Source organism: Gordoniibacillus kamchatkensis, from assembly GCF_000829455.1.
In the GTDB taxonomy this organism is placed as follows: Bacteria; Bacillota; Bacilli; order Paenibacillales; family NBRC-103111; genus Gordoniibacillus; species Gordoniibacillus kamchatkensis.
On record NZ_JXAK01000015.1, the window covers coordinates 90,233 to 117,194 of the forward strand.

The 26,962-nt window shown below is 52.0% G+C and carries 25 protein-coding genes and 2 pseudogenes; 2 read left to right on the top strand and 25 right to left on the bottom strand.

Going from position 1 to position 26,962, the window contains the following annotated elements; genetic code table 11:
- Window positions 1-16: 16 nt before the first annotated feature.
- The 7 genes and pseudogenes from SD70_RS10795 to SD70_RS40290 all read right to left on the bottom strand — a co-directional run.
- Window positions 17-910, bottom strand: a complete 894-nt coding sequence (locus SD70_RS10795) for a carbohydrate ABC transporter permease (protein WP_052487283.1) — start codon at window positions 908-910, stop codon at window positions 17-19.
- Between the two features lie 95 nt (window positions 911-1,005).
- Window positions 1,006-2,310, bottom strand: coding sequence for an extracellular solute-binding protein (locus tag SD70_RS10800; protein ID WP_041047575.1), 1,305 nt, complete (start codon window positions 2,308-2,310; stop codon window positions 1,006-1,008).
- A gap of 24 nt (window positions 2,311-2,334) precedes the next feature.
- Window positions 2,335-3,294: an aldo/keto reductase gene (locus SD70_RS10805; protein WP_041047576.1), complete on the bottom strand. Its 960-nt coding sequence runs from the start codon at window positions 3,292-3,294 to the stop codon at window positions 2,335-2,337.
- Window positions 3,291-4,043, bottom strand: a complete 753-nt coding sequence (locus SD70_RS10810) for a glucosamine-6-phosphate deaminase (RefSeq protein WP_041047577.1) — start codon at window positions 4,041-4,043, stop codon at window positions 3,291-3,293. The genes SD70_RS10805 and SD70_RS10810 overlap by 4 nt, the downstream gene beginning before the upstream one ends.
- Window positions 4,040-4,981 (bottom strand): ROK family protein, encoded by a 942-nt coding sequence (locus SD70_RS10815; RefSeq protein ID WP_052487284.1) that lies wholly within the window; start codon window positions 4,979-4,981, stop codon window positions 4,040-4,042. Before SD70_RS10815 ends, SD70_RS10810 begins: the two co-directional genes overlap by 4 nt.
- Window positions 4,982-5,207: 226 nt before the next feature.
- Entirely contained in the window at window positions 5,208-6,179 is a 972-nt protein-coding gene (locus SD70_RS10820; protein WP_082053260.1) for an ROK family protein, read from the bottom strand.
- 31 nt (window positions 6,180-6,210) lie between these two features.
- Window positions 6,211-6,330, bottom strand: a pseudogene (locus tag SD70_RS40290) (hypothetical protein); the annotation flags it as partial.
- 200 nt (window positions 6,331-6,530) lie between these two features.
- On the opposite strand from SD70_RS40290, the gene SD70_RS10825 reads away from it, so the two are divergent.
- Window positions 6,531-6,848: a cyclic-phosphate processing receiver domain-containing protein gene (locus SD70_RS10825; RefSeq protein WP_041047579.1), complete on the top strand. Its 318-nt coding sequence runs from the start codon at window positions 6,531-6,533 to the stop codon at window positions 6,846-6,848.
- 649 nt (window positions 6,849-7,497) lie between these two features.
- Here the strand turns inward: SD70_RS10825 and SD70_RS10835 are convergent.
- The 18 genes and pseudogenes from SD70_RS10835 to SD70_RS10915 form a co-directional block, all read right to left on the bottom strand.
- Window positions 7,498-7,955: pseudogene (locus SD70_RS10835) on the bottom strand (DMT family transporter).
- Between the two features lie 36 nt (window positions 7,956-7,991).
- Window positions 7,992-8,690 carry a Crp/Fnr family transcriptional regulator gene (locus SD70_RS10840; RefSeq protein WP_041047581.1) on the bottom strand — a complete coding sequence of 233 codons (699 nt, stop codon included), beginning with the start codon at window positions 8,688-8,690 and terminating at the stop codon, window positions 7,992-7,994.
- A gap of 47 nt (window positions 8,691-8,737) precedes the next feature.
- Complete coding sequence (locus tag SD70_RS10845) at window positions 8,738-9,163, bottom strand: DMT family transporter (protein WP_041047582.1); 426 nt, start codon at window positions 9,161-9,163, stop codon at window positions 8,738-8,740.
- A gap of 313 nt (window positions 9,164-9,476) precedes the next feature.
- On the bottom strand, window positions 9,477-9,878 hold the full coding sequence (locus SD70_RS10850; RefSeq protein WP_041047583.1) for an NUDIX hydrolase: 402 nt from the start codon (window positions 9,876-9,878) through the stop codon (window positions 9,477-9,479).
- A 1-nt stretch (window position 9,879) separates the two neighbouring features.
- On the bottom strand, window positions 9,880-11,562 hold the full coding sequence (locus SD70_RS10855; protein ID WP_041047584.1) for a DUF4091 domain-containing protein: 1,683 nt from the start codon (window positions 11,560-11,562) through the stop codon (window positions 9,880-9,882).
- A 126-nt stretch (window positions 11,563-11,688) separates the two neighbouring features.
- Window positions 11,689-13,452: a glycoside hydrolase family 2 protein gene (locus tag SD70_RS10860; RefSeq protein ID WP_041047585.1), complete on the bottom strand. Its 1,764-nt coding sequence runs from the start codon at window positions 13,450-13,452 to the stop codon at window positions 11,689-11,691.
- Window positions 13,453-13,528: 76 nt separating this feature from the next.
- Window positions 13,529-14,992 (bottom strand): ABC transporter substrate-binding protein, encoded by a 1,464-nt coding sequence (locus SD70_RS10865; RefSeq protein WP_041047586.1) that lies wholly within the window; start codon window positions 14,990-14,992, stop codon window positions 13,529-13,531.
- A gap of 111 nt (window positions 14,993-15,103) precedes the next feature.
- Window positions 15,104-15,934: a carbohydrate ABC transporter permease gene (locus tag SD70_RS10870; RefSeq protein ID WP_052487285.1), complete on the bottom strand. Its 831-nt coding sequence runs from the start codon at window positions 15,932-15,934 to the stop codon at window positions 15,104-15,106.
- Between the two features lie 14 nt (window positions 15,935-15,948).
- Window positions 15,949-16,854 (bottom strand): carbohydrate ABC transporter permease, encoded by a 906-nt coding sequence (locus SD70_RS10875; RefSeq protein ID WP_041047587.1) that lies wholly within the window; start codon window positions 16,852-16,854, stop codon window positions 15,949-15,951.
- Window positions 16,855-17,030: 176 nt separating this feature from the next.
- Window positions 17,031-18,638, bottom strand: coding sequence for a response regulator (locus SD70_RS10880; RefSeq protein WP_041047588.1), 1,608 nt, complete (start codon window positions 18,636-18,638; stop codon window positions 17,031-17,033).
- A gap of 14 nt (window positions 18,639-18,652) precedes the next feature.
- The gene (locus tag SD70_RS10885) at window positions 18,653-20,497 is read right to left on the bottom strand and encodes a cache domain-containing sensor histidine kinase (RefSeq protein WP_041047589.1); all 1,845 of its coding nucleotides are present in this window, start codon (window positions 20,495-20,497) and stop codon (window positions 18,653-18,655) included.
- A gap of 96 nt (window positions 20,498-20,593) precedes the next feature.
- A complete protein-coding gene (locus tag SD70_RS10890) occupies window positions 20,594-22,351 on the bottom strand; it encodes a glycoside hydrolase family 2 protein (RefSeq protein WP_041047590.1) in 1,758 nt (585 codons plus the stop codon).
- Between the two features lie 142 nt (window positions 22,352-22,493).
- On the bottom strand, window positions 22,494-22,715 hold the full coding sequence (locus SD70_RS10895) for a hypothetical protein (protein ID WP_041047591.1): 222 nt from the start codon (window positions 22,713-22,715) through the stop codon (window positions 22,494-22,496).
- A 27-nt stretch (window positions 22,716-22,742) separates the two neighbouring features.
- Window positions 22,743-23,009 (bottom strand): hypothetical protein, encoded by a 267-nt coding sequence (locus SD70_RS35955; protein WP_156157976.1) that lies wholly within the window; start codon window positions 23,007-23,009, stop codon window positions 22,743-22,745.
- A 38-nt stretch (window positions 23,010-23,047) separates the two neighbouring features.
- Window positions 23,048-23,527, bottom strand: coding sequence for a VOC family protein (locus SD70_RS10900; protein WP_041047592.1), 480 nt, complete (start codon window positions 23,525-23,527; stop codon window positions 23,048-23,050).
- Complete coding sequence (locus SD70_RS10905) at window positions 23,524-24,189, bottom strand: FMN-dependent NADH-azoreductase (protein ID WP_041047593.1); 666 nt, start codon at window positions 24,187-24,189, stop codon at window positions 23,524-23,526. The genes SD70_RS10900 and SD70_RS10905 overlap by 4 nt, the downstream gene beginning before the upstream one ends.
- 72 nt (window positions 24,190-24,261) lie before the next feature.
- Window positions 24,262-25,050: an SDR family NAD(P)-dependent oxidoreductase gene (locus SD70_RS10910; RefSeq protein ID WP_041047594.1), complete on the bottom strand. Its 789-nt coding sequence runs from the start codon at window positions 25,048-25,050 to the stop codon at window positions 24,262-24,264.
- On the bottom strand, window positions 25,034-26,614 hold the full coding sequence (locus SD70_RS10915) for an MFS transporter (RefSeq protein WP_052487286.1): 1,581 nt from the start codon (window positions 26,612-26,614) through the stop codon (window positions 25,034-25,036). The genes SD70_RS10910 and SD70_RS10915 overlap by 17 nt, the downstream gene beginning before the upstream one ends.
- A 197-nt stretch (window positions 26,615-26,811) precedes the next feature.
- On the opposite strand from SD70_RS10915, the gene SD70_RS34715 reads away from it, so the two are divergent.
- On the top strand, window positions 26,812-26,962 hold a 151-nt coding region (locus tag SD70_RS34715; protein ID WP_231571153.1), incomplete at its 3' end, for a TetR family transcriptional regulator.

Genomic DNA, 26,962 nt, shown 5'->3' on the forward strand with positions numbered 1-26,962 from the left:
CGCGGCCGCCCTCCCCTCACTGAATATCCTTCAATTTGAAAAGCTTCACATAAACGAACACGAGCAGCAAAATGAGCAGCGTGACCAAATAGCTGCCCGCGGCGCTTTCGCCGAATTTGGTAAACATAAACCCTTGCTTGTACAAATATAGCCCGACGATTTCCGTCTTGTTCGCCGGCCCGCCCTTCGTGAGCGCAAAAATCAAGTCGAAGGCGCGGAAAGCGTCGATCGTTCTCAGGACAAGCAGCACCAAGGTAGCAGGCTGCAGGAAAGGCAAGGTGATGTGGCGGAAATTGTGCAGCGTCCCGGCCCCGTCCACTTTGGCCGCTTCGTACAAATCCTTCGGTATCGTCTGCAACGCGGCGAGATACAGGAGGGCGACGAACGGGAACGATCGCCACAATTCCGATAAAATGAGCATGAAGAACGACCAGCCCGGCTCCGTCAGCCAAGCGATATTTTTATGGATGATTCCCGTCTGCATCAGCAGGGCGTTAAGCACGCCATAGTTCGGATGCAAGATCAGCTTCCAGATCATCCCGACGATAACGAGCGGAATCGCCCACGGGATCAGCAGCAAGGAGCGGAACAAGCCGCGGAACATCAGCTTCTGATTCAGCACCAGCGCCGCGATGAGCCCGATCGCTAGACTTCCCGCCACGCTGAAGCCGGAAAAGAGCGCCGTTATTTTCAGGCTCGACCAGAACTCCGGGTCCATCAGCGTCGTCGTAAAATTGGCCAGCCCGACAAATTGGGTGCCCAGCCACGGCTTCGTCAGATTCAAATTCACGAAGCATAAATAAATGGAGTAGATGAAAGGATACAGAAGCAATCCGGCCAAGAGTACAATGGTAGGCAGGAGGAGCAGGAGGGCGAACTTGCCCTCCGACACCATCTTTGTCGTGCGCATGTTGTCATTAACCTCCCTTGGAAAGGGCGGAACGGGCTTCCGAGACGTCCCCGTCCGCCCGTTCCGACAGCTCGATTACTTCTTGTTGTCTTGGATCAATTTCGCGGTTGCTGCGCGGCGGCGTCGAGCGCCTGCTTCGGCGTAATGCTTTGCGTGAGCGCCTGCTGGATTTGCGACTGCATCATGTCCGACCATTCCTGGTACCAAGCCACTTGCGGCCGTGTAATGCCGGATTGGCCTTGCTTCAGAATCGTATCGAATCCAGGCAGGGACGCTATTACTTCTTTATCCGCAACAAGGCTCTTATAGCCAGGGAATACGTTCGTGCCGCCGAGCTCTTTCAGCTGCCGCTTCGTGCCTTCGGGACCGTTCATGAAGTTGATGAAGTCCCATGCCGCCTTCGGGTTTTTGCTGCCGTACGAAATGCCCTGCACCCCGCTCGTGGTTGTCGTCGCCGTACCGGCCGGGCCGGCGGGGAGCAGCGCCATTTCCGTCTGATTCGCGACTTTCGATTTGGACGTATCGTTTTCGTTAACGGTCGGTACGCCCCAGTTGAATTCAAACGCGTTTTTCCCGGCGCTCATTTGCTCTTCGACGTTGCCTTCGCTGAACTGAAGCGAGGAAGGATCGACGATTTTGTATTTGTGGACCATGTCCACCATCAGCTGCAGCGCTTGCACGCCTGCGTCGCTGTTGAACGACGGTTTTCCTTGGTCGTCGAACATTTTCCCGCCGAAAGAGGCGACGATCGGAATAAAGTCGCACATGAGCGCTTCCGATTTGTTCCAGCTCCAGGAGGACGCATACTGAACAAGCCCTTTCGCCTGCAGGTCCTGGCTCATCTTGATGAATTCGTCCCACGTTTGCGGCGGCTTATCGTAGCCGGCCTTCTTCAGCAGATCTTTGTTGTACACCATCGTTTTCCAGGAGGAGTACCAAGGAAGTCCGTAATAATGGCCGTTAAAGCTGATCAGCTTTTGCGTAGCCGGAGTCAGGTCGTTTTTCAAAGCGTCCGTCATATACTCGTCCGTAGGCTTGAGCCAGCCTGCTTGGGCGAATTTGGCCAAATAAATGTCGTCGGCAATGACGATATCGTACTGGGTGCCGCCGGCGACCATGGACTGCGTCAGCTTCGTAATCAAATCGTCCCAAGCTACGGATTCGACCTTCACGGTCGCCCCGGTTTTAGCTTGAAAATCGGCCGCCACCTCGTTGTAATATTTCTCAAAATCGGGGGGTGTAATCGCCTTCAGAACAACTCCGGCATAAGGCTTATCACTTTGGGCGCCGGCGGCTCCGCCCGCTTGATTTTGCGGTGCGGCGCTCTTGGAGCAAGCCGAAGCAAGGACCATGGTTGCAATCGTCAAGACGATGGATGCCGATTTCATTATTTTTTTCATAGCCGTATCCCCTTGTATGAAAGTTTAGTTGCTGCTCAAGGTGTCGGTCTGCAAGTCCAGCCAGCGAATTTCGCCATCCGTCAGACGAATGCTCGCGCCTTCGACGGATGACAATAACTCTGCAGGCGTTTCCGGGCCGATGAGTGCTGCCGTAGGAAAAGGCTGATTCAAGACAAAGGCGAGAGCGATCTGGATGGTCGAAACATGCTTCCGCTCGGCAAGGAGCTGCGCGCGGCGGTATCTTTCCCAGTTGTCTTCCGTGTAGTACACGTTCACCATCTCTTCGTTGTCCAGCTTGTCCGGCGCGAACCGTCCGGAGAAAAAGCCGCCGGCTTGGGAAGACCACGATAGGAGCGGCATTTGGTTGTTTTCGTGCCATGCGCAAGTATCGTGATCGGCGGACACGCATCCCGCCCAGCGCGGAACGCGGCATTTGGCCAAGCTTAAGTTCGGGCTGTTGAAGGTAAAGCCGATGAGCCCGTTAGCTTGCGCGTAGTCGTTCGCTTCCTGGATCCGCTGATGCGTCCAGTTGGAAGCCCCGATCGCATGAATCCGCCCGCTCGCGATATGTTCGTTCAGCACGTCCATGATCGGACCGACTTCGACGGAAGGATCGTCTCTATGAAGCGCATACAAATCGACATAATCGGTCTTGAGTCTTTCGAGACTCTCCATTAAATCGCGGGTGATCGCTCCCGGATTGACGCGCGGACCGGGCTCCCCGTCGTCGTGGTGAGCTCCTTTCGTCAGCACGATGACCTTCTCGCGGTTGCCGCGCATCTCCATCCATTTGCCGATGGCGGTTTCGCTGCCGATATATTGATGCGCCGTATCGAACGTATTGCCGCCCACTTCCAAATATTTGTCGAGCATCAAACAAACTTGCTCCATATTGTCGGGCCGGAGAAAGTCGCCGGAGCCCATAATGCATCGTTTTGCAATCGGACTGCCGTCCTTGACTGCTGCAACTTGTATATAGTTCATCGTTCGCTGCCCTCCTCGCTTGCATAGTTCAGTTTTGCGGCTGCCTGCTCGTCTACAATGATGCAAGCGTTGGGATGGCGCTGCAAAACGCTGGCGGGAACTTGCTCCGTGACTGCGCCTGTGGCGGCAGCCTTCACAATGTCCGCTTTCTTCGCGCCGTTCGCGATTAAAATAACCGTTTTGGCTTCCATTATGTGCTTGATTCCGAGCGTGATGCCTTTGTTCACGTCTTGCTGCTCTTGGAAGTATTTGACGGAGACGCTCTTTGTCGTTTGATCCAGCAGGGTGACGTGAGTGTACAGATCGAAGCTTACGCCTGGCTCGTTGAAGCCGAGATGGCCGTTCATCCCCACTCCCAGCAAAAACCCGTCAATCGGCCCGTTCGCTGCGATGAACGAATCCATCCGCTCGCATTCCAGCTTCAGATCGGGGGCCGTTCCGTCAAAGAAGCAGATTTGCTCTTCCGCAATCGCCAGCGGCGAGAAGAAATGGTCGTGCAGCGTCTGTCTGCAGCTTCCATGCGTGCGCCCGTCCAGCCCTACCCATTCGTCGAGGCTGACAAACTTGCAGCGGTCGAAGCGAACCCGGCCTTCCCGGGCGGCGCCAACCAAATGCGCGAAAGTGCCGAGAGGCGTCTCCCCGGCGGCGAGAGCGAGCAGAGCATCCGGCTTCCGCTTCACGACATCGATAATAAGCTCCGCCGCCCGGGCTGACATTTGTTCATAATTAGCGGTTACGATGAGATTCATGAAACTGCCTCCTTTTTTAGCTGCGCAATCCGGTCTGCGGCGAACGCGGCCGCGCCGATCGCTCCGGCATGCTCGCCCAGCTGCGAAAGCTCCAAGCGGAAAGGAATCGGCGTAATTCGGGCGACGGACGCCGTCAGCGCCTCCATGACGGCCGGCATCGAGCGGGAAACGCCGCCGCCGATGACGACTTTTTCGGGATTGAGCAAGCTGACGATGTTGGCAACGCCAAGCGATAAATCGGTTACGAATTGGCCGATGATCTGCGCCGCGAATTCATCTCCGTTCCGGTAGCGGGCGAACAGCTCTTCCGCCGGGCATCCGTGCCGGGATAGCGCCAAACCTGAAGTTTTCTTCTCGAACATGCCGTAATCGCCGAACTTGTTCACCTGATGGTTCCTGATGTCTTCGTCTACCGCCAAATAAGCGATTTCGCCGGCCATATATTGGCTGCCCTGGACGAGCGTCCCGTTCGCCACGATCGCGCTGCCGACCCCTGTGCCGATGGCGATAAAGACAAAATCGCTGCTGTTTTTCGCGCTGCCGACCCATCTTTCCCCAAGCGCCGCACAATTGACGTCATTGTTGACAAAAATAGGGCGATGAATAAGCGCTTTCATGTTGTCGATAAAAGGCTCGTTTTTCCACTGCAACGCCGGCGCCTCGATAATCACGCCGCTTTCGCTGTTTGTAATGCCCGGCACCCCGAAGCCGATCGCCGCCACCATATCCAAAGAAACAGAAGCTTCCCGTACGAATTCCATAATGTATTCGCAAAGCTTGCGGTAGTCGCTTGTTGTCGCCACCTTCTTCTTGTGGATGACGTTCCCGCCGAAATCCGAGAGGTGCATCCAAATCTTCGTTCCGCCGATATCGACGCCGATAAGGAAACGTTGTGATGGAGCCGCTTCGGAATGCGGATGATTGTCCATGATGTTCATAATAACTCCTTAATCCCAAGCAAATTTTCGGGTCCGACTTCGCAATGAGGCCAGCGGAACACCCTCCTTTGAAGCTTGCTGTTAGTTTGTTTGTTCTTTGACCGTACTAACTAACTTGACTATACTCCCGCCACGATGCGTTGTCAATCGGAAAAATTTTAATAAAAAAAGCCCTATGCGCTCCACAGCCGGTACGAGCTGCTGCCGCACAGGGCATACCATCCAATCAGATTACGGACTTCTCCTGTTCAAATGCGAACGAAATGGCCCCTAGCGCCCCCGCTTCTTCTCCCAGGCCGGACAATCCGATGGCGGTGCGGATCGGAGTAATCGCGGATACGGTCGACTGAATCTGCTCTACTACGGGCTGCATAAACCGCGACACTTCGCCGCCGATAATCACTTTCTCCGGATTGAGCAAGCTCACGATGTTGGCGATGCCGAGAGACAAATGATTGACAAAGCGGTTTACGACCCGCGAAGAAGCTTCCGCTCCCCGCCGCGCTTCCGCAAATAAAGCTTCGACGGAGCTGGCGTATTGCGCCAACGCTTGTCCCGACACTTTTTTGTCGAACACACCGTATTCGCCGAGATTGTTAAAGTTTCGATGAAGCAAATCTTCCTCCAGAACGAGGTAGCCCAGCTCGCCGGCCATATAATCTTTGCCGTGAACGAGGCTGCCGTTGGCGACAATTGCGCTCCCGACGCCTGCCCCGATGTGAATGTAGACGAAGTCGTCGATATTTTGCGCGGCGCCGATCCATCTTTCGGCAAGCGCCGAGCAGTTGACGTCGTTATTGATATAGATCGGCTTATCGAAATATCGCTTCATCTCGGCCACGAAAGGAACTTGCTCCCATTTCAGCTCCGGCGCATCCACAATGATGCCGTCTACGCTGTTCGTCAAGCCCGGAATGCTGAACCCCAAGGAAATGACTTTGTCCATCGGAACCTCGATCTCGTCGAGGCTTTTGACGATGTAGGCATGGATGGATTCGCGATCCGCCGGTATTTCCGCCCGCTTCAAATAGTCGATATTCCCGTCCAGGTCGGCGATGCATACGTGCAGGCCGCTTTTCGTGATTTCGACGCCAACGCCGTAGCCGGATTTCGGGTTGAAGCCCAGCTTGATAGCCCGCCGTCCGCCTTCTTTCGTGGAGTCGCCCAGCCCGGTTTCGCTCACAAATTTTTTTGGCAATAAGCTCGTCGACGATGGACGACACCGTGGAACGGCTTAAATTCAATTTTTTCGCCACGTCCGCTCTGCTGATCGGCTGGTCTGTTCGAATCGTGTCCAGGACAAGGTCTTGATTAATTTTTTTTATAAGCTCTAAATGGGCTTTGCTCATAGCTCTAATCCCCTGTCACGATAAGTTTGTTATACCATCGAATTAACTGTTAGATTTAAAGTATACTTTGCGGAAACAAACGTCAAGTCTTTACCGCCTCGCACTCGCTCTTTGCCGCCTCCATTCCGGTGTCCGCGAAATCGTCCCGGCATATACATATACAATTAACAACCTTGATATGAAAGAGGGTGCCGGTTCGCATGATTCGTGTTTTTTTGGACGACAACAGGCCCTGCCCCCGCGGTTACCACCTGGCGAGATCGGTGAAGGAATGCATTGAACTGTTGAAAAAACATAAGGTGGACATTTTATCTCTCGATTACAACCTGGGACTAGGCCGGCCTAACGGAATGGACTTGGCTCAATATATGGTAAAGCACAAGCTGTACGCCAAACGAATCGTCATTCACAGCGCAAATCCGTATGGCCGCTTCAGAATGTACCATTTGCTGCAAGCAAACAAACCTAAGGGTGTGGCGATAACGATTCGTCCTAAGCCGATTTACTTCGGTTTTTAACTGAATGTGCCCGGTACAAGTGTCCATACCGTCTTTGAGCAACCACATATTTATGTAGAAAAAGAACCGAACCAGGGTGATCGATTTGAATCCAGGGCCGCAAGTCGAAACTGTATCCAAGTTCCTTCAATCCATTCAAAATATCGTTGTCTCCATTAAGGAATTGGCGCCAACGATCAAAAATGTGGTAGGCTTCTTAAATGGTCCGGCAACCGATGTCTACACAGACGACGATGAAATTCCCGAGGAGGGATACTTAACCTACCCTCGGGCTCGCCCTAAAAAGAAACCGAGGAGAAGGAAGAAGGTTACATCGAATAAGAAGCGCGCGAGGACGAAAAAACGCAATAATACCTAGCCCTCACGGTTTGTCGGCAATTTTGATCGTCACCTCGACGTACCGCTTATGGCGCATCAAACATATAAAAAAAGAAATTCGTTGAAAAAACAAAAACCTTACCACAGTAAACATGCCCCTCCACCGGAGGGATATGGTTACGGGTAAGGTTTTCTCTATAGGCTCGTGCCCGACCGTGAACTATTCCGTTGATCGCCTACCATATAGAACGGATTCCGCTATTGGTCAATTGAATGGTCCAAGCATCCAGCTTGGCCGGCGCTTACGTGCGATAGCCGAATTTGTTGCAATCTACGACTCTTGAGCCTTGCGTCTACCGCTTAACTTAAATACCAAGATGCCGCCTACTATGACCAGCACGCCGATCAACTGCTTGAAAGTGAAAGGAACCTGTTCCAGACCTAGCCAGCCAAAGGAGTCGCATAATAATGCAAACGCAAGCTGCGATGACAAAACTATCGAGATGGCATACGTAGGACCGAGCAGCCGTATTCCTTGCACCAGACAGACGACCACTCCTACTCCTAATAAGCCGCTCGCCCAGTACCATGGCTGCATATGTTGCAGTGCAAATAGCTGCTTCCCTTGCAAGATGAGACCGATCGTCAAGGAAGCCGCAAACCCCATGCCCAACACTAATGCCGTTGTTGCCCAAGATCCCGCCCGTTCATTCACCTTGCTGTTGAAAATATTTTGCAGACTGACGACGAGAGCCTGCCAAGTAGCGCCAATAGCAGTCCCAGGACCATCGCTGTTCCGCCTCCCTTTTTGCGCGAATGACTTCGCTATTCGTAAATATTATGGCTGGCCAGCTCGCTTAATTTCCCCCTGTCGTTAACGAGGATAACTCCCTTTTTACGCTCAATCAGACCTTTGCCGCATAACTGCCGAATAACCCGGTTGAGGTGCCTGTAGCTGGTTCCAATCAAGTTCGCCACATCCTTCAGATCGGCTGTCCGCAGCTGCCCCTTAAAGAGAGAGTCGGATTCGTCGAAGGAGACCGACAACAAATAGCTGGCCAAACGCACTTCCACCGGATGCAGCAAATTGAAGCTCAAGGAATTGGATTTTATGTGGAACTTTCGCGTAATCATTTCCAGCAAAAATTGCAGCAACGGCGCGTAATCCGTTCCGTATTTTTTTAGCCACCGGTAGTGAACGGCGATCATGGTGACGGGCGATACGGCCTCAACCGTGTTGATTATGTCAATCCCGCGCACGTATTCGACATCCCCGATCAGATCCAGCGGCGTCTTGAAAGAGAGGATAAGCGTTTTGCCCTCCGCCGAGGTAGTGTAAATTTTAATCTTCCCTTTCACAAGCACATACAGATGCTGGGCTGGCTCTCCTTGCGAACAGATCAGTTCCCCTTGATCAAAGCTGTACAGCGACAAATGCGGCAGCAATTGTTCGTTAAATATGGACTTCAAGTGATGAGCTTGCAAATAACGGTTCAGCTGCTCCCGGTCGTTCAGTTGCTTCATTCCTCGTTTTCACCTCCTGCTGTTCGCCTGCCACCTCTTATATGTTATCAGAGCCTTAGTATCGCCACACCGGCAATCATCATCCCGATGCCGATAAACTGGGGCAGCCCCATCTTCCGCTTCCCGACGCCGAACCATCCGTTGCTGTCGATTAAAAAGGTCAGGCTCAGTTGGGCAATCAGAATAGCGGATACGGTAACGGTAACGCCGATCTGCTGAATAGACGTAACATTGCTGAAAATAATGACCGCCGCGAAAGCGCCGCCGATCAAATATAGCGGCTTCACTTGCTTAAATCTTTGCCATTTGCCGTCCCGGACGAACATCAAAATAAGCAAGGCCGCAAGGAATCCGGTCAGCTGCGTAACCGTCGCCGCTTGCCAAGTGCCGATATGTTGGCTGATCTCGGAATTGGCAACTCCTTGCAAAGTAATCAGAACCCCGCCCAGCAACGCGAATAAACTCCCTTTCATCTCGTTTCTCTCCATGTTTTCGACATGCCATTATTACATGATATTTTGCGTGTTTGGGAAAGGACAAATGTCCCTAAACAATAACGAAAAGCCCGTTTACGCCATTTCAAGGCTAAACGGGCTTTTCAGGTTGCCCAAGAAAGTATGGCTGCGCTGCGGATTGGAAATGTGGGTCTCCGGCTTCCTTGAACTCGTGTTCCAATGAATAAGGAAATAAGGTTGGAACACGAGTGCAAAGGCACACGCTACGCTCTCTGACCCACATTTCCATCCTCCGCTCCGCCGTTCTGGGGCAGCCTGGGCTTTTTTTCATCTATGCAAGCCGCTTCATCTCGCGCAATTGTTCAAAAATGAGCCGGCTGACAGGAGATATGCGGTCCCGGTCCTTATAGGTTAACCAGGCCAGCTCTTCGATTTCGGAAGCCGGCCTCAGCTCCCCCTCGAAATCGGCAAAGTAACAGGCCATTTTCACGACAACCCCTTCCGGTTTGCCGTGGGCCCCGGCTTCGAACGTTCCGAGCGGTGCGGCCGTCTCAGGCTTGATTCGAACGGAAAGCTCCTCTTCGATTTCCCGCACAAGCGTGTCGATGTCGGTTTCGCCGGGTTCCCTCTTGCCTCCGGGAATATAGTAAGTATCGTTTCCTTTGGAACGGGCGCAAAGGATTCGGCCCTCCACAATGTATATCCATGCGATCTTGTCGATGATTGTTGCCATTTCAGCGGCCCTCTGTTTTCAGTCCTTCTCTAATAGCGCGGTTGACCGCTTCCCGGCGGCTTAGCAGCCATGCGGTATCGGTCGGGCAAACGTCGAAATCGAGCCCTTCCGGCAGCCCTTCTTCCACCAGCTGCAGCACTCGCTCGCGCCCGATCATGCTTTCCAGCAGCTGCAGCGCACGGAGATCTTGCAGCGCCTCGAAAAATACTTCCAGCCGGATCGACTCGATCGGCCCGTCTTCGCCCGGATAAACGACGAACGCATCGCCCGACGGAAAAGCCAAGCCGGCATCCGTCACCCGGTACGGATCGATCGGGTACTTCGAATATTGCGAATACCAGAAATTGTAGCCCCAGTGCAGGAAGCCCGCGATGTTTCCTTTATACAGCTGCATCCCTATGACGCGGTTCCGAACGGAGGGCATATTGAAAAACCGGTTGGACACCTGCTTGTACTGCGAGCAGCAATAATAGGTCCATAAATTCGGTATGCCGTTCTCCTGAAACTCCCGGATATGATTGCTCGCCGGAATCGGGTTCCTCACAAGCCCCTGCTCGTAAAATTCGTAATTCGACAACGCATCGATAACCGGGTAATCAGCCAGATGCTTGGCAACGATTTGGCTTGCGCTCCGATAAGTAGGCAGATGATTCAAGCCGGGTTCGTCCGATACGTGAAAATAGCTGTGCGCTTCCAAGCCATGCTCCCGGATAAACTGAAGCAACGACGGCAGAAACTGGTCGAGAAACGCCGCGTACTGCCGGCCGGAAGCGTCGGTTTCCCAGCCGAAGATCTGTTTGTACTGTCCGTTCTCGCTCGCCATAATTTTCGGCGCGTGAGCGGCGCCCCATTGGGTGAACAAGTGGGAAAATTCGAGGAAACGAATGCCGTGCCGTTCGCAAAGGTCGACCCAGCGCTTCAAGCGGCCAAATCCGAACGTGTAACGATCCCCGTCCTTGACGACATCGACCAGCTGCACCGTCGGGCGCTCCCCGCCCACCTGCGTGTCCAGCGGCGGCGTAAAAATCGGGGTCAATATCATATTGATACCGTGCCGCGACGCCGTTTCCATATAGCGCTCGATCCAAATCCAGTGAGCTTCGCTGAATATATCCACCCGATAATAGGTAGCGAGGCAGTCGGTGTGGAGCCATTCCGTATGGAGCAGCTTCTGTTCCGGCAGCCGCGCGCCGACGATGTCCAGCTCGAAAGCTTCTTCACCGATCCGTTCGCCTTCGGCGGACTCGAAAATGACGCGGATCGGGTAGTTCCCTGCTTTCGCATCGCTATCGATTTCCGCCGTTATCCAGATCGAACGCCATTGACCGGGGACGGCGGCGATACCTTCATTCGGGTGAACGGGAAATAGCGGATCCGGATACAGCCCCGGCGTCGACCGGAGCACGTGGCCGTCATGATCTCCGTAGCAAGGAAATTCCGACGGAGCGAGACCGACGGAACGAATGAGGAGCGCCGCCGGCAAATCCGTCTCGATCCGGACGCCGATCGACTTCAGCGTGCGGGTTTGCGGTCCGCCGAGGCGATAGGCGATCTGGAACGAATACGTTTCGCCCTGAAGCGCCGAAGCGTTCGCATAAGGGAGATCTTGCAGTTCCTCATCCGCGAACACCTTGGTAAGCGAGCTCAAACATCGGGTTTGAAACGAGTAGTTGCCGCTGGACATGGAGAGAGTCCTCCTTCATAATAGCTGCCTTTTATTCGGGTCTTTCCAGATTATACAAAAGGACGCACCTAACGACAACAAGAAAAGGACAAGCCGCTCGGGAATATCGTCCCGAGGCTTATTCGACTATGCCAGATTAATTTCCTTAATGACCTCAAGCGGAATTTTCGGGCTTCTTCCTTCCGTGAGCAGACCGTTCATCTCTTGTTGAACGTCCGTGATTTGCGTATAACAGTATCCGCAAATGTAGTCTATGCTCTTGATTGCTTGCGTGATTTTGCGGAACCGCTCGATAAAAGCTTCCTCGCCCGCGACTTGATTTCCGTAGCCCCAACCTTTCTCGGTTTGGAAAGCGATGCCGCCAAACTCGCTGACTATGATCGGCTGCCCCTTGTATTCGTAGCCTTGAGCGAGCGCATACTTCCAATTGTTAAAAGTAATTTCATTGTTTACAATCGCCTGTTTATCCGCGTAACGGGACAAAAACGCGTCTCCGCTCTCCTCGTAATCGTGCAGCGTCAATATGTCGGAAACCGTATGCTCCCAGCCGTCATTCACAATAACGGGACGGCTCGGATCGATCGACTTCGTCAAATGATAAATGCCTTCCGTGAATTTCTGCTGCCGGCCGTCCGTCAGTACATGCATAATTCCCCAAGATTCGTTAAAGGGCACCCAGGTAATGATGCTGGGATGGTTGTATTGCTGCCGAACGATCTCCAGCCACTCTCTCGTAAACGTTTCGACCGCGATATCGTTGAACTCGAAAGTCGCCGCCATTTCCGACCAAACCAATAGCCCTTTGACATCGCACCAGTACAAGAAGCGGGCATCCTCGATTTTCATGTGCTTACGCACGCCGTTGTACCCCATAGCGAGTATCTTATCAATGTCTTCGATAAGCGCCTCTTCCGAAGGAGGGGTCAAATGAGTGTCGGGCCAGTAGCCTTGATCCAAAATCAATCTTTGATAGACGGGGGTATTGTTCAGGAGCACTTTGCCTTTCTCAATCGAAACTTTTCTCATCCCGAAATAAGAATGCACATGATCGATCACGACGCCGTCCTGGATCAGAACAAATTCAACGTCGTACAAATTCGGATTTTGCGGCGACCAAGCATTCACTTTCCAAGGTCCGTTCGCTTCATGCAGCAAATCCGTTTCGACTTTCAGCCATGGCCGGTCGATGGCCAGGCTGAACCGCTTGAGCACCGTGTCCTTAAAGCTGATTCGCGTCTCCAGCTCGAGCCCGGGATGGGACAAATCGCCCTCCGTCTCATATTCGAAGCGGACCGCTTGCTTGTCGAGATCAGGCGTGATTTTTACCGATTTGATATAAGTATGCGCGACATATTCCATCCAAACGCTTTGCCAAATGCCCGTCGTTTGAACATAAAAGCACTCAAAGCTGTCTTTCACCCAACGCTGTTTGCCCCGCGGCTGCGTACAGCTTTGGCTGTCCTCCGCCTTAACGACAACAATGTTCTCATGCCCGTACTGAAGGTACGGAGTAATATCGAAGGAAAATGCCGCATACCCGCCTTGGTGCCCGCCGACATACGTTCCGTTTACCCACAGCTTGGCCGAGTAGTCTACCGCTTGAAAATGGAGGATAGCTCTTTTCCCGGCTTGTTCCGTTGGAATGGCCAGCGAACGCCGATACCATACATTCGGATGGAACGCTTCTTCGCCGATGCCGCTCGCTTTCGTTTCATAAGTAAAGGGAACGACGATTTTATGGCTCGCTTCAAATGCGTCAAACCATTTCTCCCGCTCGCCTGCATTGTCATCGTCAAAACGAAAATCCCATTCTCCGTTAAGGCAGAGCCATTCGTCGCGTACATACTGGGGCCTGGGATAGTCCTTGATATACTTCTTGGTCCGGTTCAACCGATTCACTCCTTATCGTGTACATATACAGAAAAGGAGCTGGCTCAACAGCTCCTTCTCTTCCTCAACTCTCAACTCATTGCTTCATGATGCCGGTGGAAGCGATGACCTCATTGAAGCTTTTCTCCATACTGTCCAACGCCTTTTGCGGCTGAAGCTCACCGCGCAATACGGACTGAATATTAAGCTCCATAATATCGTCCAGCTTCGGCGAGACGAACGGTACGTCCGGATCGGCCAAAATTTTGCCTTTCGTCAACGAATCGAGCAAGGTCGGATACATCGGGAATTGCTTTTTCAATTCGGGTCTCATGTAATTGGACGTTCTGGTCGGGTCCATGTTGTTCTTGATCTTCAGCACTTCCAAATCCTTTGAAGTGACATATTCCAGAAACTTATAGGTCAATTCCGGATTTTTCGTTGCGGAAGACATCGCTGCGGACCATCCTCCCATCGTCGGCGCCCCGCCGGGAGTTACCGCGTAGCCTACTTTGCCTTTTACCTTCGACTTGTCCGACTCCGCCGCCTGCATAAGTCCCGGCCACTGTTCCATCATGGCGACTTCGCCATTGGTGAACAACGTGTTCGCTTCGTCCCAGTGCAGAGTCAGAAGCTCTTTCGGCGCATACTTGGACAAATCCACTGCGAATTGCAGCGCCTTTAGACCAGCCTCATTGTTGAACGCCGGCTTGAAATCTTTGTCGATGTCTTTACCGCCGAACGCCGCAAGACGGTTCGTCCAGATCCAGCGGCTGGCTGTGTTGTCGGCCATGGTGCTGTATCCGTAGGTAACGGGCGAATCCGGATTCAAGCTCTTGGTGAAAAACTTGGCCGCGGCCAGCATTTCTTCCGGCGTTTGCGGCACAGTCAGCTCTTTTCCGGTTTTTGCCTTGAAGCTTTCCTTCATCTTCGGATCTTCGAAAATATCTTTCCGGTAGAAAAAGATTTGCGAGTCCGGCTTATAAGGAAATGCCACCAATTTTCCTTTATAATTGCCGTAAATATCGAGCAGGCTCGGAATGAAATCGTCTAATGCAAGATTGGGGCTAACGAGATCTTTGTTATTAATGTAAGGCTTCAGATCCTGGACAAGCCCTCCCTCGGCAAAGCCGTGAATGAGCGCAACGGGCATGACCACCGCATCGAAAGATTTGTTCGTTTGCAAATCAAGCTGAATTTTCTCCATATACGATTCCGCCGGGAAGCTTTGCACCTCGACCGTCGCTCCGGATGCCTTCTGGAAGTAACCCGCTGCGTCTTTCAGCGCCTTTTCCGTATCTCCGGCCATCGTAGCGACGACGATCTTTTTGCCTTTATATTGACCTTTAAGAGTACCGCCGGCATCCATGTCCGTCAGCTTGATCCCATACACTTCCGGACCTTCTACTTTAACGGCGGGACTAGCAGCCTCATTCGAACTGTTCGTCTTGCCCCCCGCACCGGCTTCATTCTTCGAAGACGCGCAGCCCGACATGACGCTCCCAGCAATAATAACCGAACCTAGCAACATCAAACCCCGTCTATTCATCATGTTTACCATATTCAACCCTCCTAATTGACTCGACCGGCTTGTTATCAAATACCCATTCATACAGCTTGCCCTATCTATTCCCCGTACAACATCACCTCCCTCAAGAATAGCGCAGCTCCCCTACCCTTTAACAGCGCCCGCCGTAAAGCCTTCGACGATATATTTCTGCGTTGTGAGCGACAAGATCACCGTCGGAATCATGGCAATCGTTCCCGCAGCGGCAATCGTCCCGAGGGGCGTATCCTTTTGCACTTCAATCAGACTGCTTATGGCCAGCGGAAGCAGCTTCTTATCGTCGGAGAACGTCAAAATGAGCGATAAAGAAAACTCGTTCCAGGCGCCGATGAATACTAAAATGGAAGTAACGACGATGCCCGGAGTAACGAGCGGCAAAGCGACTTTGGCAAATTTCCCGTATTCGGAGCAGCCGTCCATCGTGGCGGATTCGAATATTTCGGAAGGCATTTCGTTATAAAATCCCATGAACAAGTAGATGGCGAGCGGCAGAGCGGCAGTCACGTTGACGATAACTAGTCCCGACAGCTTGTCCAGCAATCCTACCTTCTGAAACATGACGTAATACGGAATGATGAAGAGCAGCCCGGGAATCATCCGCACGATAATGGTCGTGTATACCCAAAAGCTTCTTCCCCGAAAGCGAAATCTGGAAAAGCCGTACCCGCCTAATGCGGTTATGGCAACGGTAATTACGGTCGTAGCGGACGCGACAAACAAACTGTTGAAAAATATGCGCAGGAGATGATTTTGAGTGAACACGTCCGCATAGTTCGTTAACGTAAAATGAACCGGAAACCATTCGGGAGGAAGCTTGATGATCGCTTCTTTCGGCTTAATGGATGTCGTCAGCGTCCAATAAATCGGAAACATGAAGAAAAACGTAAACACGCTTAGGAAAGCAGCGACAATGAGGCGATTCACATGACGTTTCATAGTTGATTTCTCCTCTAGGAAGTAACGGCCTTACGCTGCAGCAGGATAAAGGAGCATAGCGAGAACACGACGATAAACAGGAAGTACAAAATGGAGCCCGCCGAGCCGGCGCCGATATCCGCGTAACGGAAAGCCGTCTTGTACGTCATCGTAGCCAGCGTCTCCGTCGCCCCTCCGGGAGCGCCGTTGGTGAGAGCGACGACACTGTCGAACACGCGGAGCGCATCCATAATGCGAATCGATACGACCAGCGCGATAAAATTGCGAATGAGCGGCAAGGTGATGCGGAAGAACGTATGGACAGGACCCGCCCCATCCATCATCGCCGCTTCCGTCATTTCCTTTGGCACCGTTTTCAAAGCGGCCAGAAGAATTAACATGCAGAAGGGCGATGCTTGCCAAATATCAACGAGGAGAATCGACAGTTTGGCCGGCAATACTTCGCCGCTCCAACTGATTTTCGAATAACCGAGAAGCGTCACGACATAATTGATCGGCCCGTAAATGACTTGAAACAGCAACGACCACATCTTGGCCGATACGATCGGAGCGAGCATAAGCGGCATGATAAAAAGGCTCTTGAATACGTTCTTCTTCGTTCCGAATGCCTTGTTGTTCAATACAAGCGCCATCGCCATGCCCGTCGTGACCTGTATGATTACGGCAACTGCGGCAAATTCGAACGTCCACCGGATCGCTTTCCGGAACGCGGGTTGCTTCCATATAGCGGAGAAGTTATCGAGCCCGACGAAATGAATCATCTTGGCAGGCAGCATCAATTTGTAGGATAGTGTGCTCAAGTATACGGAGTATATGAACGGAATGATCATTAGTAAGGTAATGACGATTACGGTCGGTGCTACAAAGACGATCGGCGCCCACCGGTCCATTCGGCCGCTTAACCTGCTGCTTGCTGGCATTCTTGCTCCCTCCCTTTCATCTTCATTATTGTCCTGCCATTTGATATTCCCGATTATAGCATCCGGTTCGATGCGAGATTATCCGACACTTTTGACCTGTGAGGTATACCTTTTTGCACAGTGAAGAACGCACAAAAAAATCGCTCAAGCTGAGCGACGATTAGACGGCGATGAGGTTAAGACTGAAGGTTGCGAAATTCGGATGGCGTTAGTCCCGTTTGTTTTTTAAATACTTTAAAGAAATACTTCAACTCTTTATAGCCGACCAGATAGGCAATATCTTGCACCGTCATCGAAGTTTCGCGCAGGTACTCTTTGGCCCGCAGCATCTTCAGTTCCGTCAAATAGGCATGGAAGTTCACGCCAAACTCGCGTTTAAACAAGCGGCAAATTTGGTAGATGCTCATCCCGAACTTGTCGGATAAGAAGGTAAGCGAAACCTCATCGGAGCTGAAATTGTCGGTCACATACTGTTTCAAATGCCGAATGAGAACGTGCGAGTTCGGGTAAACCGGGTTTCCGCCGCTGAGCCGAGCCGCAACATAATCGTACAGCCAGCTGCCGATTTCCTCTATGGAATCGAATGAACGGAAAAGCGCATATTCAACATTCATCGAGTAATCTTTACCGCGATATAAGTCGCCCTCATGCGGATGGATCCGGTTGACGAAAGCAGCCATCTTCCCGATCGCGTCGAACACTTCTTTCCGGGTCGCATTCCTTGCTTCCGTTGAATGGAATAACGCGGTAATAAGCTCCTTGATTTTCTCCTCGTCCTTTTGCTCGATAGCGCTTTGCAGGAGCGATTCGAATTCCGGGGTCATCAGCACGGTTGTTTTGCGTACCGGCTTTGTCTCCACAAGCTTCAATTGGCCGTGTTCGGCGAAAGTCGTCTGTTCAACGGCGGCGCAAGCTTCGACAAAGGAGCTGTGGATCCCTTTCCATCCGGAATGCGGCTGCCCTACGCCGATATTGGCCGCGATTTTGCTATATTTCTGTATATTCGCCAGCAGACGCCGGCAAGATTGCACAAAGCGCTCAGCATCTTTAGCCTCATTGGACGTTTCGATGCCTTTGAGCAATGTAATCTGTTTGTTTAGGCCGTATTGCTGAAAAACAAACGTATCCTCGCTGACTGACTCTTCACAAATATTTACCAGGCTGAACAGAAGCGCGGCTTCATCCCCTTCAAACCGGACGCGAACGGCTTCCTGGAGATTTTCTATCCGCAGTACGGCGCACATATACTTCTCCGCGTTCAGGCTTTGCAGGAAGGGATCCTTCTTAGCAGGCTGCAGAGGGTCAACATCGCCGAGTGTCAGCCGATTTAACATTGCGGTATGCAGTACATTCCTGCTTTCCCGAATAAGCGTATTTGTTTCAATATGCTGCCGCTTGCTGGCCTCGTCTTCGCGAATTTGCCGAACGGCCTTGAGAACAACGCGCTCGAGCTCTTCCTGGTCGATCGGCTTCAGCAGGTAGTCGAACAAGCCGAGCTGCAGCGACTGGCGGATGTATTCGTAATCTTTATATCCGCTAATGATGATAATTTTCACATCCGGCAGCGCCTGCAGCACTTTGTGCGCGAATTCGAGGCCGTCCATGCCGGGCATGCGAATATCGGAAAAGATCAGATGCGGACGAAACTCGCGAGCGAGCTCCAGCCCTTCGACCCCGTCTCTCGCTTCAGCTACGATGGATAATTCATAATGTTCCCAGTTCAGCGAAACTTTAAGCCCTTCCCGAATGATCGTTTCATCTTCCAGGAGCATCACTCTATACATGGCTTTCACTCTTTTCATTGTTGCCCGGAAAGAGGCAGCGATATTTCGATGACCGTTCCTTTTCCTTCCTGGCTGGATATGTCCATCCCGGAGCTTTGGCCGTAAACGAGCCACAGCCTTTCCTTCACGTTCAATAGACCGATTCCGTTCAAAGACTTATGCCGCTGCTCCTCTACCGCCGCTAGCATGTCGTTTAGCTCGGCGAGGCGCTCGGAACTCATGCCGACTCCGTCGTCTTCAATAGAGAGATGGAGCAGGCGCCCCCGCTGTGAAGCCCGGATTCGGATGCTTCCCGGCTCCAGCTTCGGTTCGATCCCATGAAGCACGGCATTTTCTACGAGAGGCTGCAGAATCAGCTTGAGAACGGTGCAGCCCTGCAGCTCCTCCGGAATCTCAATGTCAAACGACATCTTGTCCCCGAACCGAACATGAATGATTTTCAAATAATTTTCCAAAATGCGAATTTCATCACGCAGAGCGACAAAATCTTCTTCGCCGGCGATGCTATAGTGAAAAATTTGCGACAGCCAAGTCGTCATTCGGCTGATGGGCTGCACGCCGTTGATTTTGGCCAAGCTGGAGATCGTCTCTAACGTATTGTATAAAAAATGGGGATTGATTTGCGCCTTTAAAGCTTTAATTTGCATCTCTTGCTTGATCAGCTTTTCCCGGTACAGTTGATTGATCACATCGTTTAACCGTTCGACCATGCGATAATAAGATGCGGTCAGATGCTGAATTTCATCCCGCCCCGTATCCGGTGACATCGCTTGCTGAAAATCGCCTTTTTCCAGGCTGCGCATCGACTGCATGAGTGCATAGATGCTGCCGAATATGCTTTTGAACACAAGCAGCGCCACATATCCGCACAACAGCATCATGGATATGGAAAGGGCAATCGTGAACATATTGATCTTTCTTATGCTGCTCAGCAAATAATCGTAAGAGATTTGATTTACAATCGTCCACCCGTTTTCTTTCATTTTGGTGAACGAAACCATGTATTTCTTCCCATCCGCAGTCTTGAAATCGAACCTGCCTTTATCCCGGGAGTCATCGCGGAGCGATATAGCCAGCTGCGCATCCTGATATGGCTCTCCCCATTCGCCTGGCTTGTCGCTATATACGGTAGTCCCGGCATTGTCCAGGATGATGACGTTACCTTGCTCGGATTCCGCCAGCCCCGCGAAAATATGGCTAAACACGCTTGGGCTGATCGCCAGCGCGGCCATGCCGAAATTGGTCCCTCTCCAGCGGTCCTGAATCGGCATGGAAACGCTCAATATTTTGTTCCCGGTCTGGAAAAATCCCTCCACTTCGTTAAGATGAGGAGGGAGCCAGGTAAAACCTTTTTTCGAATCCGCTATCGTTTGTTTATACAGCGTCGTATTCGTATAAACGGGAGGCACCATCCGGCTGCCGGCAAACATGGAGTATTCGTTGTCTAGCAGCGCAACGGTTATTCCTTCAACAGCCAGGTTGTTGATTAGCTTGGCATTCAGCATCTTCTTGATCGAATCGTCCAAGCTGTATTGCTGAAGCTTGCTGAAGCTTGCCGCCCGCTTCATGTCGCTCTGGATCAAGTCGTCGTTGGCTACCGCCTGGAGCAGAGCCTCATAGTTCGTCATCAGCAATTCCGTGCTGACTCTAATTTGCTGAATCAGCTGCATGGACGAGGATTCGTTTTTTTGCATGGCGTCATTATAGGAGTATACGAACGATACCGCTGCCGCTATGGCGAGAGGAATGATGGAGATCGTCAGAAAGGTAAGAAACAACCGTTCCTTGACCGTAAATTTTCGAAGAAGCCTGATTTGCCATTGCAAGCTGCCGCTTATCCATCGCCGAATCCCGGACATGCCCCATTCCTCCTTGCCTTGCTCTCCAATATAGCATACATATGTCCATAGTGGAGGGTGGGAGCGCGGAAAAGGATGCCTCCAAAATTTGCAAGCTTACAGCTCTTCTACGAGCTCCCCTTCGTTGATGCGCCGAATCAAGCTGAGCGGGATTTTAGGCTGGCGCTCCCAAGTGAGCAAGCCGCAAATTTCCGTCTCCGTGTCGGTTAATTGCGTATAGCAATACCCTTGCACCATTCCGGAAACAACCATCGGATGAATGACATCGACAAGTTGCTTTAGAAATTCGCGCTCATTGGCAGCACAAGGCGTAACGACAGGCGATTCGGGCAGCACTCTCAGGTTGACGCCGCCGAACTCCGTAACCAGTACCGGCTCTCCGCCATACTGATATCCTTCGGCATAAATGAATTTCTTGCCCGGCAAGTCGTTCATTACGCGCTCGATGCTTGTATATCGCTCCATCAGCAGCGCTCGGTCATGCGCATAATCGTGAATCGTGCACAAATCCGATATGCAGTGCTCCCAGCCGTCGTTCGAGAGAACAAGGCGCGTATCGTCCACCGATTTGGTGAAATGGTACAAAGACATCGCATGGTGGCGCTGTTTCGCGTGATTCCAAATGTCCGGAACGCCCCAGCTTTCGTTCAGAGGCACCCAGGCGACAATGCACGGATGGTTATAATCCCGCTTGATTACTTCGCCCCACTCGCTAGCCATTTTGTAGGCATAAGACTCCGAGTACTTGTACGCGTTGGCCATCTCGCCCCATACGAGCAAGCCAAGCTTGTCGCACCAATACAAGTATCTGGGGTCGGCTACCATCTGATGCTTCCTTGCTCCGTTAAACCCCATTTGTTTGCATAACTCTACATCAAGGCGAATGGCTTCATCCGAAGGCGCAGTCAAAATACCGTCATGGTAGTAGCCTTGATCCAGCACCAGCTTCATCTGATACGGCTTGTTGTTCAGGCACACTTTGCCGTTCTCGATGGAAATTTTGCGCACGCCAAAGTAGCTTGTCACCCGATCGACGGGCCTGCCGTCCAGGAGCAGCGTAAATTGCACATCGTACAAATTCGGTTTTTCCGGCGACCACCATCTTCCAAACCCGTGATCGTTAAAATCGTTCAGATGGATGCGTCTGCTCTCCTCGTTCCCGGCGCAAATCGTCTCTTTTGCGATGAAAGCACCTTTGAATGTGATCTCAACGCACAAATCAACGCGCTGTCCCCGCGCCAAGCCTTCAATGAAGGTTTCGATTTCAATTTCATTCGTGTCCAGATGCGGCGTAAAACGAACGCGCTCCAAGTAAACGCTGTGGACGAACTCGATCCATACCGATTGCCAGATTCCCGTCATGTTGGTAAACCACATGACTTCGCCCTTTTCTTTCCAATATTGCTTGCCTCGCGGCAGCGTCAAATCTTCGAAATAATCTTGCGCTCTAACAACGATATGGTGTTCTTCACCTTTCAACACGTCCGTGATATCGACGGAGAAGGAACTGTTGCCTCCTTGATGGGTGCATACGAGCTGACCGTCAACCCATACTTTCGCATCGTAATCGACGGCTCCGAAATGCAGGATGGCTCTCTTTCCCGCATGCTCCGCCGGAATCTTGAACGGGCGCCGGTACCAAACGACATCATGGAACGTACTTTCATGAATACCGCTTAACTGACTCTGATAAGCAAACGGGACGCAAATTTGGCGCTCGAACGGGCCGTGCTCGTACCACCTTTCCGCAGCACCCACGTGCTCATCATCCGCAGCGAAGTCCCAAGTTCCGTTTAAGGTCATCCAAGCGTCTCTAACAAATTGCGGGCGAGGATAGTCGTCTCTGGCGATCATAATGATTCCCCTTTACTGAAATAGTCTCTTAGGGAATCATTCTATCATCGGTGATTCAAGCGAATAATCCAATAGGTTTGATCATTTAGGTATAACTTTTTGCAAGCCGCCTTAGAGCACAAAAGGCTGCCACGGCAGCCCTTTACTTGGTCCATACATAATGAACAATATAAGCGATTAAAGCGATCACCGCAGCGCCAAAACAGAGAATGTAAAACAAAGTCAACCGGGTGATGTTGGCTTTCGTTTTTTTGAAGTATGACGGGTTGCCTTCGCGGTTCGCTTGCGAAACCCCGACGAGAATCGTCCCCACGACAGCTATACCCATTATGACAAAAACGAGCGTATACAGTAACCACGTCATGCGAATGTCATCACCTTTACAATCCAATTAGTGGGCAGTGAACAATTGTTCGTTTCCAAGCATTAAGTTAATTAAAAAGTAAAAAAGCGGAGAAGCCATAATAACGGCAAAAATAATAATTAAAGGCAGCAGTCCCGAGTTTTCGAGCTTTTGGCCGGTTGTGAACGGCGTTTTCATAGCAACATTCCCCTTTTCAAAAATAAATGCGCTGCTGGCTATACAAAAATAGTTTATTTCCCTCTTGCGCGGCTGTAACCGTCCATTTTGCAAGATTTTATACCATCCACTGTTCACAATACCCTACGCCATCGGAGAAAAGTGCAAAAACCCTCCTAATTCGGAGGGTTTCTTTTATGGCCTCTTTGGCGGTACCATTCATTCAATTCCATCGTATCGAAATAATCACTGACGTCGAGTTCGATCGGCGCCATCAATTCCAGCAAATTGCCGTCGGGATCTTCAAAATAGACGGCCGCATGCGCTTGCGGAAATAGAGGCGGTACAAGCGGTTGCTGATGCGGCTTGAAATCGTAAAAATCGACGATCTCCACGTTTCTCCCCCGCAGCCACGTTTTCGCTTTTTCCATATTTTCCAGCTCTATGCGAAAGGCAACGTGGCGTATGGAGACATGGTATGGAACGTTCACTTGTTCGGCGACCCATAGCCCTAACCAGCTCTTCCCTTTTTCGATCCAGAAAAAAGCGCGCCCGTCGGTTCTGTGGGCGAGTTCCAAACCCAAAGCTTCGTAAAATCGAATAGCGCGTTCAAGATCGCCGACAGGCAAATGGGCTTCATATAAACCTGCAATCACTTGACCACCCCATCGATTGCCGGCTCCTCCGCCCAAGAACTTGCCGCCGATTCCGCCTCTTGAAACGCTTTGGCCAAAATTTCGCCCCGGTCGAGAAATGCGTTCCCCTGTGCGCGAATGATTTGATAGTCCTTGACTCCGATAAAGTTGAACATCGATTTTAAATATTTATGCGAGTACTCTACTTCGGTGTACCAGTCGTTATTGGTATAAACGCCGTCGCTCGCTTGAATGACAAGCACGCTGCGGCCGTCCGTAAGCAAACCGACCGAACCGGATTCCGTATATTTGAAAGTCTCTCGGGCAATGAGAACGTTATCCATATAGTCTTTCAGCTTCGAGGGAACGTTGAAGTTATGCAGCGGCATGGCGATGACGTATTTACGCGCGCTTTTAAACTGCTGCAAAATGTCCGACATGCGCGAGGTCAGCCGCTGCTCCTCTTCGCTTGGCTGCTCCCCTTTTCCCAGCTTCCCCCACGCGGTTAAAACGGTGCTGTCAATGCCCGGCACATGGTCGCGATACAGATCGATTTGTTCGATCGGCCCGGATGGATTGAGCTTTCGGTATGCCGCCAAAAAGCGATCAAGCACTTGCAAGCTGACAGACGACGACACTGCGTCCACTTTCGGATGCGCATTAATAACGAGCAATTTGTCCATTTGCTTTCTCTCCTCTTCGCTTCTGCTTTCATGGCTGCCGTTGCTTGGTGCGAACGATCCGTGGGAACCGCTTTACACCTGCTTCAGAGCGCCGCCGTTGACCATATACTCGGAGCCTGTCACGAACGAAGCTTGCTCGGAAGCGACGAAGGCGATGACGGCCGCCACCTCTTCCGGAGTGCCGATTCGCTCCAGCGCCAATTGACGGACGTTTTTCGTAAAATGGACGATGGCCTCCTCTTTGCTCATGCCGAACGTCGCAGCCAGCGTGTCGGCAAAGCCGCCGGGATTATCCCAGAGCGGGGTTCGAATGGGCCCCGGAGATACGACGTTCGCGCGTATCCCCATAGGCCCGAATTCGTTGGATATCGCTTTGGACAAGCTCAAGATGGCTGCCTTGGATACGCTGTAGTCCGGGAGCATGGAGTCGGGCTGATGCCCGACTTCCGAAGATACGCTCACGATTACCCCGCTTTTTTGCCGAATCATAGAGGGGAGAGCTGCCCGCGTCGCGCGAACCATACTCATGAAGTTCGTTTCCATTACGGTGCGCCAGCCTTCGTCGTCTACGCTGAGGAAGCCGCTGCGGATAGGGGCGATCCCGACATTATTGACGAGAATGTCGATTCTGCCGAACGCTTCAACGGCCTTGTTCACCACCGCTTCGGGACCTTCGGCCGTGCTAAGGTCCGCAGACACCGCAACCAATCTGTCCGAGCCGAGGCGCTCCAAGGCACTGACGCTGCGGCTGCCTCCGACAACTTTGGCTCCCTCCTGCAAAAACAGTTTTGCCGCTGCCAGCCCTATTCCGGCACTCGCTCCCGTAATGACGACAACTTTGTCTTTAATGCGCAATTCCATGAATTTGTTCTCCTTTCGTCGCGGCAACGGCTTTCGATTGTTTGCGAATCAATACAAAGGTGAAGATAGCGCCTGCCAGCCCGATGATCGCCGACACGAGCAGAATGGCATGAAGCCCGTCGAAGAAGCCGGCTTTGGCGATTTCCGCGAAATTGCTCCGGATTTCGGCCGGCATGGAAGTTATCGCGCCCTGCAAATCGCCGGTGGAAATCGTAGCGGCAAGCTCCCGCTCTTTGCCGTTAATGTCCCGCATGCCGAAGCCGCTTGCAGCGCGGCTCAAATCGCCGGTAACCACTTGTGCGAGGATCGCGCCCAGTCCGGCGAAACCGAGGGCGATTCCCACCTGCCGCATCGTGCTGTTGATGCCGGACGCCATCCCGCTCCGTTCGGCCGGAACGACGCTCATCGCCACGTTCGTCATCTCCCCGTTGATCAAGCCGGCCCCCAAGCCGGACAGGAAAGATCCGCCAGCGAAAGCGACCCATGTCGAGTCCCGATGAGAAACGAGCATCCACAGGCATCCTAGCCCGACTAACGCCTCGCCCAAGCTGAGCAAAACGTGCGCCGGCAGCTTTAACGCAAGTTTGGCCCCGAGAGGCCCGCCGATAAATAACGGGACGGCGAAGGGCAGAACGGCAAGCCCCGCCTCGAACGGACTATACTCCAGAAGCCCCTGATAAAACGTAGGAAAGTACAAAAATATGCCCCAGAACGAGATCGACAATACGAGCGGAGGAATCGATGCACCGACGAAAGTTGGATTTTTAAACAGCGACAGGTCGAACATCGGATAAGAATGCCTCTTCTCGGCCACAACGAACAATGCGAAAAAGACGACGGTCGCGACGATTGAGCCCATAATAACCGGGCTTCCCCATCCTTGTTCGTTGCCGCTGATTAGCGTGTACACGAGCGAAGTGGCCGCTATGGTGAAGGTGGCAAATCCTCCCCAGTCCATTCCTCTTGCATTCGGATCCCGCGATTCGGCTACCTTCCACAACGTCAGCGCAAGCATCAGCACGCCGACCGGCACGTTGACGAGAAACGCCCATCTCCACCCCAGCGCGTTGATGATGATCCCGCCGAGAAACGGTCCTAGCGCTGCCCCGATGCCGACGACGGCGCCAAAAATGCCGAAGGCTCTCGCCCGCGCGGGCCCTTCAAATTCCGCGACGAGCAGCGGCAGCGCGGCACTGAACATGAGCGCCGCCCCGATGCCCTGCACGGCACGGGCCACGTTCAGCACGAAGGCGTCCGAAGCAATGCCGCATAGCAGAGACGCAAGCGAGAAAACGACCAAGCCGACCATGAATATTTTGCGTCTGCCGAACAAATCCGATAAAGCGCCGCCGGTAAGCAGAAATACGGCGAACGTTAACGTGTAGCCGTTAATGATCCATTGCAAGTCGGTATAACTGGCGCCGATCGTCGCTTGAATATCGTGCAGCGCTACGGACACGATCGTATAGTCGAGCGGCAGCATGAAGGTGGTGACGCAAACGACAAGCAGAGTGACGAACTGCCGCGATATCCGCGGCTTTTGATTTTCGGTTTCCGATTTCATCTTTCGGTTCCTCCTGTCAATTCATGTACTTGCGGAACTGCAACAACATTTCTGACTAACTGGAAAGTATTACTTGAACGAATGGTATCATTTAACTTTACTTTCGTCAAGTTATAATGCGTATTATTTTACAACAAATCATACAAAACTTGACCCGAGTAAAATAAAAATCTATCATGGTAATATGAACAATCGGGATGGTGAGCAGATTGGGTGAAACGCGTAACGCCGAACGGACATGCAAAGCTATACTGTTGGCAGCGAGAACCGAATTTTCCGAGAAAGGCTATACGGGCGCCAGAATTGAATCCATCGCAAAACGGGCCAATGTCAAAAAACAATTAATAT